At 61.1% G+C, this 13,909-nt stretch carries 12 protein-coding genes; 6 read left to right on the top strand and 6 right to left on the bottom strand.

What is annotated here, in order from left to right; genetic code table 11:
- The first annotated feature begins 138 nt into the window (after positions 1–138).
- The gene (locus B9Z01_RS06770; RefSeq protein ID WP_085481479.1) at positions 139–1,125 is read left to right on the top strand and encodes an alpha/beta hydrolase; all 987 of its coding nucleotides are present in this window, start codon (positions 139–141) and stop codon (positions 1,123–1,125) included.
- Positions 1,126–1,195: 70 nt separating this feature from the next.
- Here the strand turns inward: B9Z01_RS06770 and B9Z01_RS06765 are convergent, their stop codons facing one another.
- Genes B9Z01_RS06765 through B9Z01_RS06755 form a run of 3 tightly spaced genes read right to left on the bottom strand, consistent with a single transcriptional unit; the run spans position 1,196 to position 5,789 of the window.
- A complete protein-coding gene (locus tag B9Z01_RS06765) occupies positions 1,196–1,969 on the bottom strand; it encodes an SDR family NAD(P)-dependent oxidoreductase (RefSeq protein ID WP_085481478.1) in 774 nt (257 codons plus the stop codon).
- Between the two features lie 20 nt (positions 1,970–1,989).
- Positions 1,990–2,835: a 4Fe-4S dicluster domain-containing protein gene (locus B9Z01_RS06760; protein WP_143808847.1), complete on the bottom strand. Its 846-nt coding sequence runs from the start codon at positions 2,833–2,835 to the stop codon at positions 1,990–1,992.
- Positions 2,832–5,789, bottom strand: coding sequence for a molybdopterin-dependent oxidoreductase (locus tag B9Z01_RS06755; RefSeq protein WP_085481476.1), 2,958 nt, complete (start codon positions 5,787–5,789; stop codon positions 2,832–2,834). The genes B9Z01_RS06760 and B9Z01_RS06755 overlap by 4 nt, the downstream gene beginning before the upstream one ends.
- A gap of 239 nt (positions 5,790–6,028) precedes the next feature.
- Here B9Z01_RS06755 and B9Z01_RS06750 point away from each other — a divergent pair, with 239 nt between their 5' ends.
- A complete protein-coding gene (locus B9Z01_RS06750) occupies positions 6,029–6,586 on the top strand; it encodes a MarR family winged helix-turn-helix transcriptional regulator (RefSeq protein WP_085481475.1) in 558 nt (185 codons plus the stop codon).
- 34 nt (positions 6,587–6,620) lie between these two features.
- Here B9Z01_RS06750 and B9Z01_RS06745 read toward each other — a convergent pair whose 3' ends face one another.
- Positions 6,621–7,556, bottom strand: a complete 936-nt coding sequence (locus tag B9Z01_RS06745; protein WP_085481474.1) for a LysR family transcriptional regulator — start codon at positions 7,554–7,556, stop codon at positions 6,621–6,623.
- Between the two features lie 130 nt (positions 7,557–7,686).
- On the opposite strand from B9Z01_RS06745, the gene gtdA reads away from it, so the two are divergent.
- The 4 genes from gtdA to B9Z01_RS06725 all read left to right on the top strand — a co-directional run bounded on the left by gtdA (position 7,687) and on the right by B9Z01_RS06725 (position 11,482).
- Positions 7,687–8,733 (top strand): gentisate 1,2-dioxygenase, encoded by a 1,047-nt coding sequence (gene gtdA / locus B9Z01_RS06740; protein WP_085481473.1) that lies wholly within the window; start codon positions 7,687–7,689, stop codon positions 8,731–8,733.
- Positions 8,734–8,806: 73 nt separating this feature from the next.
- Positions 8,807–9,505 (top strand): fumarylacetoacetate hydrolase family protein, encoded by a 699-nt coding sequence (locus B9Z01_RS06735; protein WP_085481472.1) that lies wholly within the window; start codon positions 8,807–8,809, stop codon positions 9,503–9,505.
- Positions 9,506–9,538: 33 nt separating this feature from the next.
- Positions 9,539–10,180, top strand: coding sequence for a maleylacetoacetate isomerase (maiA, locus tag B9Z01_RS06730; RefSeq protein WP_085481471.1), 642 nt, complete (start codon positions 9,539–9,541; stop codon positions 10,178–10,180).
- Positions 10,181–10,285: 105 nt separating this feature from the next.
- A complete protein-coding gene (locus tag B9Z01_RS06725) occupies positions 10,286–11,482 on the top strand; it encodes a 3-hydroxybenzoate 6-monooxygenase (RefSeq protein WP_085481470.1) in 1,197 nt (398 codons plus the stop codon).
- A 199-nt stretch (positions 11,483–11,681) separates the two neighbouring features.
- Here the strand turns inward: B9Z01_RS06725 and B9Z01_RS06720 are convergent, their stop codons facing one another.
- On the bottom strand, positions 11,682–12,752 hold the full coding sequence (locus B9Z01_RS06720; protein WP_167387443.1) for a porin: 1,071 nt from the start codon (positions 12,750–12,752) through the stop codon (positions 11,682–11,684).
- A 138-nt stretch (positions 12,753–12,890) separates the two neighbouring features.
- Positions 12,891–13,901 (bottom strand): ABC transporter permease, encoded by a 1,011-nt coding sequence (locus tag B9Z01_RS06715; protein ID WP_244195945.1) that lies wholly within the window; start codon positions 13,899–13,901, stop codon positions 12,891–12,893.
- Between the last annotated feature and the right edge of the window lie 8 nt (positions 13,902–13,909).

The following is a 13,909-nucleotide window of genomic DNA, read 5'->3' as shown; positions in this document are numbered from 1 at the left end:
CAGCAAGCTGTTTGGCTGAACGCCGGCCAGATTCGCATCGTCAACTCGCAAACGAGACGGCCGCGCGGAAATCCGCCTGGCTGTCTATCGGACACGGGCCGGTGCCATTCACAACCCATCGATTCGAAAGAGCTGATCATGCAAGGTCTGACCACTGAAGGTGCACTGGGGGATTTCGTCGTCACTCATCCGCTCGACCCGGAAGATAGGGTGGTCACGAATACCTCGCGCGCGATCGCGCTCCCCATGAAAGGTGTATCGGCGGGCATCGAAGCACGCGAGCCATTCGATGCGATGATGGAACGCATATTGCCGCGCGACGACGTGACGTTCGAACCTGACACGGTTGGCGGCGTTCCGGGACTCTGGGTTCATCCTGCGCATGCTCGATCCGACGAGGCGATTCTCCATCTGCACGCCGGATGGTTCAACCTGGGAAGTGCCAAAGCATTCCGTCATTTAGTCGGGCATATCGCCGCGAGGGTGGGAGCGAGCGCATTTATCCCGGATTACCGACTTGCCCCCGAGCATCCTTTCCCCGCGGCCGTCGACGATGTGCTGGCGTGCTATCGCGGACTCGACGAACGGGGAATTCGCCGGATCGCCGTCACGGGAGATTCTGCTGGGGGCAATCTCGCGCTGATACTCGCCGCATGCGTCGGCGCGGACAGCGCAGACAGCGTCTCCGACGACGCGGTTCTCGTGGGCGTGGCCGCACTGTCGCCGGTCACCGATTTGACGCTCTCGGGCGAGACCTATCTCACGCGCGCGGACGCCGATCCGTATTTCACGCTCCCGCAGGTGGCGCAACTGGTGCGTTCCTATCTGGGGAGCGCCGACCCGACGTTTCCGCTGGCTTCCGCGCTCCACGCACCCGTTTCCGGCTTGCCGCCGGTCCGCATTCACGTCGGAGACGACGAAGTATTGCTCGATGATTCGCGCAGCTATGTCGAGCGCGCCGTTGCAGCGGGAACCGATGCCCGGCTCGACGTCTGGCTGGGCATGCCGCATGGATTCGCCGGCAGTATCGGGAGATTGAAGGCATCGGCACAAGCGCTCGACGCCATCGGCATGTTTCTCACCGAGCAACTGCTGGCCGCCGCCGGCCCGCATTCTGCACGCTGAAGCTACGGCGCAATTCAGCGCAAGCGCGATGCTCATCGCCGGCGGCCCGGTTTCTTCCGGCTTTTGGCGCTTATGGGCGATAGGCGGGAGCGCCCTGCGGAGCGCGTGACGCACCACCGTCGATGAGCATTTCCGCGGCCTGCATACTGCTCGAGTAATTCGAAGCGAGGAAGAGGGCAGCCTGTGCGACCTCCTCGGCATCGTTGAGGCGGCCAATCGGAATGGTTCGGACGAGGCTCTCTTCCAGCTCCTGCAACTGCGCCTCTGTCTGAGCGATGGTGTTCCAGATCGGCGTGCGAGTCGGGCCCGGAACCAGCGTATTGACGCGAATGCCTTTCGGCGTCAGTTCCGACGCGAGCGCGCGAGCCATGCCGGAGATTCCCGCCTTGCTTGCGGCGTAGATGCCGAATCCGCCGACACCCATTGTCGCGACGACCGAGCCGATAAGGATGACCGATGAGCCTGAGCGCAGATATGGCAGTGCGGCTTGCACGGTATAGAAGCTCCCGGCGACGTTGATCCTGAGTATGCGTTCGACAAGCTCGCTGGAGGTGCCTTCCAAAGGGGTGGGCGATACGACTCCGGCGCTCGCGAGCAGCACGTCGATATGGCCGAACTGGCGGCCGACTTCAGCGAAGGCGTCGACAAGCGCATGAGCGTCCGTGACATCCGCCTCGATCGTCACGACCCTGGCGCCCAACAGGTCATGAGCGGCACGAAGCGTATCCGCATTGTTGCTCATGACGACAACGTTCGCGCCTTCGTTGAGAAAGAGCCGCGCCGAAGCCAACCCGATACCACTGTCCCCGCCCGTAATAACCGCTACCTTGTCTTTAAGCTGCATGCATGACTCCCAGTTTGACTTCAATACATCAACGTGCCGAGGTTGACGCTTCCTGTGCGTTCTCTCGCGGCGATGATTTTTTCGGTCCCATCTTTTCGTACTCGCAGCTCAATGACTGAGGACTGCGAAGTCAGACCGGAGAACCGGAAATCGCCGAAATGGTCCGTCGTTGTCGAGCGTTCGCTTCCATCGGCGGAATCGTGCAGCACGACCTCAACGCCCTCGAGGTTGCGCAACCGGCCGTCGCCGATGTCTTCGCAAACGTTGCCCGCTACCAGATGGCTAAGCGCATCATCGAGATTGCGGTAGAAGACGCGTGGCTTCGTGCCGAACTCAGGGTGAATGACGGACAGGTGCTCCTTTTCGACGATGTCCTGCAACTCGGCATCTTCCGCCTTCAGCGCGCGAATCGCTCTCGTCGGGCACGCTTGCGCACAACGCGGCTCTTTCCAGCCGGCGTCGAGCAGGTGAGCGTCGAAGTTCCAGTTCTGCGGCACCTGTTCCTGATCGTTCCACTCGATCATTCCGTACGGGCACGTTTTGACCAGATCGCGCCGGCCGCGTGACTTGACCGGGTCGATGACCACCACACCGTCCGGGCGCTTGTAGATGGAACCGTCCGCGGCAGCCTTGACGCACGGGGCGTCGTCGCAATGATTGCAGGTCTTCGGAATATAGGTGACGTCGATGAGCGAGCCTTCCCCGCGAACATGACGTTCGATCCGGATCGTCTCGAGACCCTCGGGAGGATGCGGCGCCGAATAGCCAGGGAAAGCGTTGCCGGCGTACTCGTCCTTGGTCGCGATGACGCAGTTTCTGCAGTTGATGCAGAGCGAAACATCGATGATCAGTGCCCAGCCGCTCATGCTGCTTTCTCCATGGTCGCGTTCCATTTGTCCACCTCCACCCAGCAACTGTTCGGCATGATCCCGTCCGAGGTCGCACTCATTTTTCGGCCGGGCGTGAGGAGGTTGAGACACCCTCCACGATCGACCAGACCTACCGAAGTCTGGATCAGATCGAGTTCGGCACAGGACTCGCTGCCGCGTGCGACCCCCTCGGTGACGAGATGGGAAACGTCCAGCGCACAGATGACCGATGCCTGAGCGTTGTGGACCCGAACGAGGTCGCCGGACTTCAATCCTCGCGCAGCCGCGTCGTGGGGGCTCATTCTCAGGATCCAGTATCGATAGCCGCCGACGTTCAGCCGGTGCTCGTTGATGGTGCTGATGTGGCTGTTCTTCCCATCCGTCTGGGAATGGAAGCTATAAACGGGATGGTTGGTCACGAGCTGCAAAGGAAACGGCTGCTTCTTGGCGCTATTGCCGTTGATGTACCGGTTGACCGCCGGCCGTGCGGGATCGATTTTCTCGATGCGGCGCAGACTCGACGGAACGAACTCGAACTTGCCCGATTGCGTGGGCAGGCTCTGTCCAAACTTCGTCGCATACACGCCCGGAAGCGGGTTGGCCTCCGGTAGATCCTTGGGGCGCCCCTCGGCGAACCAGCGCATGTCGACGGGTTGGCGGTCGTGGTCCGCGGGCGGCGGCACGACGTGATAGCCCTTTTTCAGGAACTTCTTCCAGGTCGTCTGCTTGGGCAGATCCGTGGAGTTGAACATCCGTTCGCACCACGTCAGTTCCGAGCCGCCGCCTTCCGAATACATCCCGCCATAGCCAAGCCGCAGGAGGATGTCCAGGAAAATCTGGTAGTCGGATCTGGATTCGCCAAGGGGTTCGATGCATTTGTGCTGCATGATCATCATCCGGTGGTTGAGCTGGCTCTGCGCGTGCTGGATATAGCCGCCGCAGTTGGCCCATTCGGAGATGTCGTCGCGCTCGAGCGCCGTGCAGGCCGGCAGGATGACGTCGGCAAACTGAGCCTCGTTCTCCATCCAGATCGACTGGTTGACGATGAATTCGAGTGACGGGTGACGATACGCGTCGATGAGCCGGTTCGATCCCGGGACCGTGCCGAACGACGAGGAACCGTACCGATACAGCATGTGGATCGGCGAATGACCCGGCTTGGGGTACGAGTAGTGGGCGAATTGCCCTTCTGTCGAGAAACCGTCCCACAGGTAGCCGTCCGCCTTGCCCTCGGTGATCGCCTCGGCAAACCGCTGGCGAGGCACGGACTGCTTCACCGGATTGATCGTGATGATGTGAGGCATGCGGCAGTAGTTGTGCGCCGCGCTCGCCGTGTAGTTCAGGTCGCCCGAGATCCCGCCCTCGGCATACCCGGGGAAGTAGAAGTTCAGGTCTTGCGGCGCGCCGATCTGCAGGTTGCCGAAGTTGATGCCCGGTTTTCCCCAACCTTGCATCGCCATCATCATCACGACACTGCGCGCCCATTGAGCACCGGTTTCCGTGCGGCACGCGCCGCCAAAACCCGCGCCCAGGCCGCCGGCCGCGAGGTACGTCTTCTTCGACGCCCATCGCTGGGCAAGGCTGCGGACGTCTTTCGCCGGAATGCCCGTTTCGGCTTCCTGCCACTCGGGCGTTTTGGGGATGCCGTCTTCCTCCCCCAGCACGTAGGCGCGCCACTCGTCGAAGCCCGTCGTTCTCGACGCTACGTAGTCCTTGTCATAGGTTTCGTTCACCATCCACTCGTGCATGATCGCGATCGCGAAGGCCGAGTCGGTGCCAGGGCGGATCGGGAGCCACTTGCCGCCGAGAAGCTGCGCGGATTGCGTCAGGTACGGGTCGATGTGGACGAACTCGATCCCGAGCTGCTTCGCCCACAGCCGACGCTCAGTTCCTTCGAAACCCGCGTAGACGCCGTTGGTCGACTCGGGATCGCTCGACCAGAATACGATCACCTCGGCGTGTTCGAGGCAATCCTCGGTCGTGCCGTAAAAGCTCGGTGTGCCCAGACGCAGGCTGTTGCCGTAGTGATGCATCGCACCCCAGTACCAGCCCTCCCAGCTAATCGGGCTCATTTCGACGCGCGTGTAGCCGATCAGGTTGCCGAAGCGCTGCATGGCGCTCAGGTAGTAGTTGATGTTTCCCCACTGATGGTGAGCCCCTGTCGCCATGGCGATGGCGCCGGGGCCATGCTGCTGCTTCATGCGCGTGATCTCTGCCGCGACGATGTCGAGCGCCTCGTCCCAGCTAATGCGCTCATACCCGGAAATCCCGCGGTTCTGGGGGTTGCGTTCGCCCTTCGGGTCGAAGTCGACCCGCTTCATCGGGTGGAGAATCCGCTTGTCGGAGTACACGAGGGATTTCAGCGAGAGTGCGTGCGGGCTGACCGTTGCACGCCTCGCCGGCGAGAATCGGCGTCCCCTCGCGGTGATGGTCCAACTGGGCGCGTCTTCCTCGGCCAGATCGATCGGCGTTGTGCGGATAATCTTGCCTTCCTTCACAAACACGAATACCGGCCCGCCGTTGGTGAGCGTCACGTAACGGGTGGTGCCGTCCTTCATCCTCGTGCCCCGGCGCCACGAGGCCGTCTTCATGATATTGACCAGTTGGCCGAACCAGACCAGCGCCTGATCGCTTCCACCCTGGGTGATCTTGAAGTTCTTCAGCGCATCGATCAGAAAGGCGTGATCGGTGGTCGGCGCGAGCATCCGGCACGCGGTAGGCGCATCCATGAAGACGAGTTCAGCGTCCGGCTGGGCAGAGGCGCCCCAGCGCGCCGAGATGTTGCCGCTTCTGAAATGAATCTGTCTCGCGAGACTGTTGTCTCGCAGCCGCAACTGAATCACCCGGTTTTCCGACCCAAGGTGCTCGCGCACGCTGGGAAACACGCGTGCGGCGATCCGCAGCGCGGTCGGCATGAACCAGAGTATGAATAAAAGAAGGTATCGCTGCATGAGAGTCTCGATCGACAAAACGGTCGCACACGGGGTCGTGTGTTGTATGATCTTTGTTGCGACGGATCATTTGCAAAAAGATGATTCCATCTAATATAGATTTATATCGAATGATGTGATTTAGGATGAACAAAGTCAAGGATTCCAGGGAATGCCCTGGTCCGTGCTTTTGATAACCGTTTCATTTCGCCACACGGAGCCAGGTCCGGCGGGCGATCCCAACGTCAAGGAACGAGTAAATGGCCAAATCGAACACCAACGCGGTCAAAGCGGTCAAATCGGTCAAAGCGGGCAAGGTCGCTGCCGTGCCGCTGGTCCCCGTGGAAAAGGAACCGTATGACGTATTCGACGATCGCGGCAGAACCATTCCGTGGATGGCAAGAACGGTACACCGGCTTTACGACGCCCAGGCGCAGAAGATTCTTGACCGGGAGAACCTCGCAATTGCGTACTGGTACTACCTGCGGGTGCTGGCGGAACGCGGCGAGCTGAACCAGCTCGAACTGAGCAAGCGCGTGGGTATTGCGTCGACTACGGCAGTGCCGGCCCTGGACAACCTCGAAAAGCGCGGCCTCGTGCAGAGAACCCGGGACCCAAACGACCGGCGGAAGTATTTCGTCAGCCTGATGGGGGAAGGCAAGCGGATGGTGGATGAGCTTTTGCCCGAGCTGACCGGGATGATCTCAGGCTCTCTCGAAGGGATCACCCCGAGAGATATGCGTGTTTTCTGGAAGGTCATGCATCAGATCGAGAAAAACCTGAACCAGATGTCCCAGGAGGATACGGTGGTGGATTGAGCGTTTGAAGCTTGTTGAAGCGTGGTTCGACGCCTTAAGCGGTGTGCCATTCTTTCATGTGCGGGTCCGCGAATGCTCGAAGACTCTCCAATGCCATGGCCACCGCCGCGCGATTGACGTTTTCGGCGTGCCAGTAGACCGAGACGGATCCGAAGCCCTCGAGTTGAATGGGCAAAATGCGAAGCGCGTTCAGTTGCTCGAAGCGAAGGGCCGCCCGATGCGACGCAACGCCCACCAGTTGCGTGTTGTTCAGCAACGTCAGGTTGAGAATCGACGAATTCGACTCTACGCAATGGCTCGGCAGCGCCCGTCCTTCCGCCGCAAGCGCTGCCTCCAGTGCGGTTCGCACGGGAGTGCCCTGTGGCCAGACGATCCACGAATAGGCGAGAACGTCGTTCCAGGTGAGCGTTGCGTTCCCGGCAAGCGGGTGCTGCGATCCTGCGACGAAGTTGATCGGCTCCGTGTAGAGCGTCTCCGTGTGCAACTGCGGATCGTCATACTGTTGGCCGGACCGCCCAACGACGATATCCAGCTCGCCGCGCGCAAGTTGCGGCATCAGCTGATTCATGGTGCTCTCGACGAGCCGCACCTGCGCGCGAGGCATGCGCTCGAGAAGCCGGGCCACGGCGAGGGGCACGGTATCCGCCGCCGATACGCCCGATGTGCCAATGCTCACGAGGCCACTGCCGCCTTCACGCATGGCACGCAGGTCGTCGCGCGCCACATCGAGGTGCGCTTCGATGCGGCGCGCGTGTTCGATCAGCGCCTGGCCATACGGCGTGGGCCGCAAGCCGCGGGCGTGCCGTTCGAATAGCGGCAGGCCGACATCTTCCTCCAGCTCCTTGAGCCACTTCGACAACGCCGGTTGCGTCGTATTGAGCGCCGCCGCTGATTGACTCAGATTGCCTGTGCTCGCGAGGCTCAGCAACACCTGCAAATGCCTCAGACGAAGACGGTAAGTCCAGTCCATCGCTAAACCTCCATTCGGATTTCCGCTGTGAGGTATATCCGAAGTCATATGGATCAGATGTTTTCGCCATTTTACGAGATATGGCTCTGTCGCATATAAATCAAACACAAGACCTGGACTGGAGACGCGAATGACAAACAACAACCCAGGCGCATCGCGCGCCGCCTATTACGAGCAAATCGCGGGGCAGCGCATGGCGCCGCTGTGGGAATCGTTGCACAACCTCGTGCCGAAAGTGCCGCAACCGAAAGCGCAGCCTGCCATCTGGAAATACACGCAGGTGCGCGATCTCGTGATGCAGGCCGGCTCCGTGATCAGCGCCGAAGAAGCCGTGCGCCGCGTGCTGGTGCTCGAAAACCCCGGCCTGCCCGGCAAGTCGAGCATGACGCCGAACCTTTATGCAGGACTGCAATTGATCCTGCCCGGTGAAATCGCACCGAGCCATCGGCATACGCAATCGGCGCTGCGTTTCATCGTCGAAGGCAAGGGGGCATGGACGGCCGTCAACGGCGAGCGCACGACGATGCACCCGGGTGACTTCATCATCACGCCGTCGTGGACATGGCACGACCACGGCAATCCGTCCGTCGACGAGGGCGGTGAGCCTGTCGTATGGCTGGATGGGCTCGATATTCCGCTCGTCGCGCAGATGGACGCCGGTTTCGCCGAGAACTACCCCGAGGCGACACAGCCGCTGGCGCGCCCCGAGGGTGATAGTTTTGCGCGCTTCGGCCACAACATGGTGCCCGTGCGGCATCGCGTGTCCGATCCCACTTCACCGATTTTCAGCTACCCGTACGAGCGCAGCCGCGCGGCGCTCGACACGCTGTATCGCAACGGCGAACTCGACGAGTGGGACGGCGTGAAGCTGCGCTACGTGAACCCGGCGACAGGCGGCTGGCCGATGCCGACCATGGCGACCTTCATGCAATACCTGCCTGCGGGCTTCAAGGGCCGCACATATCGCAGCACGGATGCAACCGTGTTTTGCGTTGTCGAGGGCAGGGGCACCGTCAGGATCGGCAACGACGAATTCGCATTCGAGCCGCACGACGTGTTCGTTGCGCCGTCATGGGCACCCATGCAACTGGTGGCATCGGCGGAAAGCGTGCTGTTCAGTTATTCGGACCGCCCCGTGCTGAGCGCGCTAAATCTGCTGCGCGAAGAACGCAGTTGACCGCGGTGCTTTTCCAGCGGCACGGGCTGCACATGCGTCCGTACTCCTCTTTTTCTTTTGAGTCGAAATCATCATGACCTTTGTATTCCCGCCCGAAGCACCGGTTGCCGTTCCCGTCGACGGTAGTGACACTCAATTCGCGGTGCGCCGCGTCTATTGCGTGGGCCGTAACTACGCGGCGCACGCGCGCGAAATGGGCTTCGATCCGGATCGCGAGCCGCCGTTCTTCTTCTGCAAGCCGGCCGATGCCGTCGTGCCGGTTGCGTACGGTGAGACGCTCGAACTGGCGTATCCGTCGCAGACGCAGAACTATCACTATGAAGCGGAGCTCGTTGCGGTGATTGGCAAGGGCGGCTCGGATATTCCGCTTGAACAGGCGTTGGATCATGTCTGGGGCTACGCGGTCGGTCTCGACATGACGCGCCGCGACCTGCAGATGAAGATGCGTGAGATGGGCCGGCCGTGGGAAATCGGCAAGGCATTCGACCGTTCCGCACCGATCGGCCCGATTCATCCCGCCAGCGCGGCAGGTCACTTTGAAAGCGGCGCTTTGTGGCTGACCGTCAACGGCGAGACGAAGCAGAAGAGCGACGTGTCGCATCTGATCTGGTCGGTGGCCGAAACCGTTTCGGACCTGTCGAAATTCTTCCGCCTCGAACCGGGTGATGTGATTTTCACCGGTACGCCGGAAGGCGTCGGGGCGGTGAAGACGGGCGACACGATGAAGGTCGGCGTCGAGCGTCTTGGGGAATTGACGGTGCGCGTGGTCTGACATACGTAATCTGCATTGGACGGAGGTCTACTCGTGCAACTCCATAGCTTCTTCAACAGCTCGACGTCGTATCGCGTACGGATTGCGCTCGCGCTCAAAGGTCTCGCGTACGACACGTTACCCGTCAATATCCGTGCCGGCGAGCATCGCGCCGCGGACTATGTGGCGAACGTGAATCCGTCCGCGACGGTGCCCGCGCTGATCGACGGTGATTTCAGGCTCGGCCAGTCGCTCGCGATCATCGACTATCTCGACCGGACGCATCCCGAGCCTCGCCTGATTCCGCTTGACACGGAACTGCGGGCACGTGTGCTCGAGCTGTCGACGCTGATTGCGTGCGACATCCATCCGCTCAACAACCTGCGCGTGCTGCGCTACCTGGAGACGGAGCTGAAAGTGACGCCGCAGCAAAAAACCGCCTGGTATCGGCACTGGGTCGCTCAAGGGATGGCGGGCGTCGAGCGTCTGCTTGAACGCAGCAATGCGGGTCCGTGGTGCTTCGGCTCGCAGCCGACGCTGGCTGATGTGACGCTTGTGCCTCAGATCGCCAACGCGTTGCGTATGGATTGCGATTTGAGTGCGTATCCGCGCAGCCTCGCGGTGTATGAACATGCGTTGAAACATCCGGCGTTCGCTGCAGCGGAACCGCAGCGGCAACCGGATTACATCGCCTGAGTGGGTGGCGCCAGCGTTGGCGCTGAAGTACTAACTCGGGTCGGCAGCTTTGCATGGGACGGGAGTAAGCGCTAAAGCGCTAACTCCCATCGACAGGAGACAGTCATGAATGACACAAACAAGGGACGCCGCGTACTCGTGATCGGTGGCGGCATTGGTGGCCTCGCCACTGCGCTGGCGCTCGCACGGCAGGGTATTCGCGTGCAACTGCTCGAGCAGGCTGCGGAAATCCAGGAGATCGGCGCAGGCATCCAGCTCGCGGCGAACGCGTTCAACGCGCTCGATGCGTTGGGTGTCGGCGAGGCGGCGCGCGGCCGGTCCGTTTTCACCGACTATCTGAGCCTGAGAGATGCGCTCGACGCAAAGGAAATCGCGCACGTCGATGTCGGCGCGCCGTATCGCGCGCGCTTCGGCAATCCCTATGCGGTGATTCACCGCGCGGATATCCATCTGTCGATTCTCGAAGCCGTCAAGGATCATCCGCTGATCCAGTTCCGCACCAATACGCAGGTGTGCACACTGGATCAGGATGCCGACGGCGTGACCGTCACCGACCAGCATGGCGAGCGCTACAGCGCGGATGCGGTGATCGGCTGCGATGGCGTGAAGTCAGCGATACGCAAGGCGCTGATCGGCGACGAGCATCGCGTCACGGGACATGTCGTGTATCGCGCAGTGGTCGATGTCGAGAACATGCCCGAAGACCTGCGGATCAATGCGCCTGTCGTGTGGGCGGGGCCGCATTGCCACCTTGTGCATTATCCGTTGCGCGGCGGCCGGCAGTACAACCTCGTTGTCACGTTTCATAGCCGTGAAAAGGAGGAATGGGGCGTGCGGGAGGGCAGCAAGCAGGAGGTGCTGTCGTACTTCGAGGGCATCCACCCGCTGCCGCACCAGATGCTCGACCGGCCGACCTCATGGAAGCGTTGGGCCACGGCGGATCGCGATCCCGTGGAACGCTGGAGCGACGGACGTGCCACCATTCTCGGCGACGCCGCGCATCCGATGACCCAGTACCTCGCGCAGGGCGCCTGCCAGGCGCTTGAAGACGCTGTTACGCTTGGCGCGGCCGTAGCCGGGACCGATGGCGATTTCGAAGCGGCCTTCAAGCTGTACGAGTCGGTACGCATTCCACGCACGGCGCGCGTGCTGTACTCGGCGCGCGAGATGGGCCGTATCTATCACGCGAAGGGTGTCGAACGTCAGGTGCGCAACTCGCTTTGGGTAGGCCGCACGCAGGAGCAGTTCTATGACGCGCTGGCGTGGTTGCATGGCTGGCGCGCCGAAGACTGTCTGAAATGAGAAATGAGATGGGGTCACGCTCGCTCGGGTTGCGAGGAATGCAGCCCATTGGTATAGCCACAAACGTTTGATACGTCGGGTATGCCTGGTTGAAACGGCGGCGCCCGTCTTACCCGATGTGATGGGAGATCGGGTAAGACACGCAGGCGCATGGACACACCACGGACACACGGACCTCAGTACGCTTGCAAACCCTTGCCTAGAAGTAGTGCATGATGCCGAAGTAGCCGCCTTGCTGGTTGTGGCCCGGTAGCGGTTGGGAATCGGCCGTCTCAACCGGGAATGCGGAGTTCTTGCCGTTGAACATCATTCCAAGAGTCAGGTAGAGGAAGGTCCGCTTCGAGAGGTTATAGGTGGTGGCGATTGCGCCGAGATTGCCCTCTCCACCGCCATGGTTCACGTTACCGTGATACCAGCCGGCCTGGAAGGCGAGGGCAGGGGTAGCCTGATACGAGGCGCCTATCCATTCCTGCTGGCTGCGTGTGGCGGCGTAAGGATTAAACGAAGTGGCAACGGTGTACTGTCCGGACGAGACCAGTTGCTGAAAGCCGGTGTAGAACTTGAGTCCGCCTAACTGGTAAGTGGCGCCTGCCATGTATTCACGTGACGCAGCGTATAGATCTGAAAAGTGGCCGTTGGTGTCGCGGATTTCCTCATAAACGCCGTACGCGGCGAAGTTGGTGAGGGTGTACTGTGCGCTTACGCTGAATTGACGGTTGCCCCGGAAGTTTCCAGCTTCATTGCCCAATCCGTTCTGTACGCGAAAGGAGAAGCCAGCCCAACGGGGTGAGTTGTACGTGACGACGTTCGATCGCGGTCCCCACGCTCGCCCGAATGCGAAATTGCCCACGCCCACGCCTACCTGCTCGCCAAGCGGGTCAATGTACCAGCCGGTTTCGTCGGTCAGGCTCATGGCTTCTCCGAACCATATACTGCCGTATCGGCTATCGGACAAGCCCACATAAGCATCGCGGGTAAAGATCGTGTTAGCCGGAATCTGCCCCGTTCCCGAAGTGAAAAGGCTTTCGAGCTTGAAGACCGCGTGCAAGCCTCCTCCCAGGTCCTCGTCGCCTTGCAGGCCGAACCAGCTATATCCATACTGGTTGCTGCCGAACCTGAAATTGTTCTTCGACTGGCCGGTCGGGGTCGCAACGTTCGTGACGAAATCGAGACCCGATGCGATGCGTCCGTACAAGGTCACCGTGCTCTGCGCATAGGTGTTGCAGGTGCAGAAAGCCATTAACGATGCGCAATAAAAGATCTTTCTCATTTCGTCATCCTGAATATATAGAAAAGTCTCCGGAGATTGTCTGGCGACCTTCGCCGGGTCGTTGCAATCGGCTTGTAAAGCTACACTCGCGGCTCCTATAACGTTGAACCGCTTTCAGGTACGGGCTACGGCTTCCCGCTATACGTTTTTGCGAAACGCTCTTATGGCTGCCGGCAGATGGCGAACGGTGGTGGCGAGCAGAATTGCGCACGCCTGGACCAGCAGCTGAACCGCGGGTCCCGCACCCAGTGCCAGCACGAGCTGACCGAGTTGCGCCATGAACAGCGCCGCGACCGCGCTGGCTATGACACTGCCTTTTCCGCCGGTAAAGGGCGTGCCGCCGATAACCACAGCCGCGATGGCCGGAAGCAGATAGTCGTTGCCCGATGTCTGCGACGCGCTGCCGATGAATCCGGCGAGAAGCATGCCGGCAGCGGAGAAGCACACCGCAGACGCGACGTATGCCCCAATCCGGTACTGCAGGACCCTCACCCCAGCGACCTCTGCCGCGCGCGGATTGACACCCACAGCGACAAACCGGCGCCCGATCGCGGTTTTTCGGGTGATGAACCACGCCGTTACCACGAACGCGAAAGCGAACAGCACATTGGCGGGCAAGCCGATGAACTGGGCGTGGGAGATCGTCTGCATGGGGGTTGGGACGTTGACCGGGACATTACCGGTCAACGAGCGGACGCCGCCGATGAGAAGCGCGTTGACTGCCAAGGTTGCAACCAGCGGGGTGATCGCAAACTTCGAAACCAGTGCGCCATTGACGATTCCGACCAACCCACCCATGCACACGGTGAAGATGACAGCGAGGATGATGGAATCGAAGCCGAATCCGCTGCGGGCCATCACCACGCCGGCAAGCGAGACCATGCCGATCGCCGACATGTCCAGCCCGCGCTGTTGGATCACCAGGGTCTGTCCTGTTGCGACAATCGCAAGGATGCCGGCGAACGGAAGCATGGCAAGAATCGAACCGCGGGTCATGGTGCCTGGCGCGGCCACCAGACTGACGCAGAAGAGCAGCACCAATCCGACCCAGATCCACCAGAATTCGCCGAACGCCGGAACCCGGACTGACCTCGACTTCGCGACGAATGGCCGTGCGGGTTCCGAAACCACGTCTGCCTGATTGCTCACGACCTTTC

This window comes from Paraburkholderia susongensis, assembly GCF_900177725.1.
In the GTDB taxonomy this organism is placed as follows: Bacteria; Pseudomonadota; Gammaproteobacteria; order Burkholderiales; family Burkholderiaceae; genus Paraburkholderia; species Paraburkholderia susongensis.
This window is presented reverse-complemented; position numbering and strand designations above follow the sequence as displayed.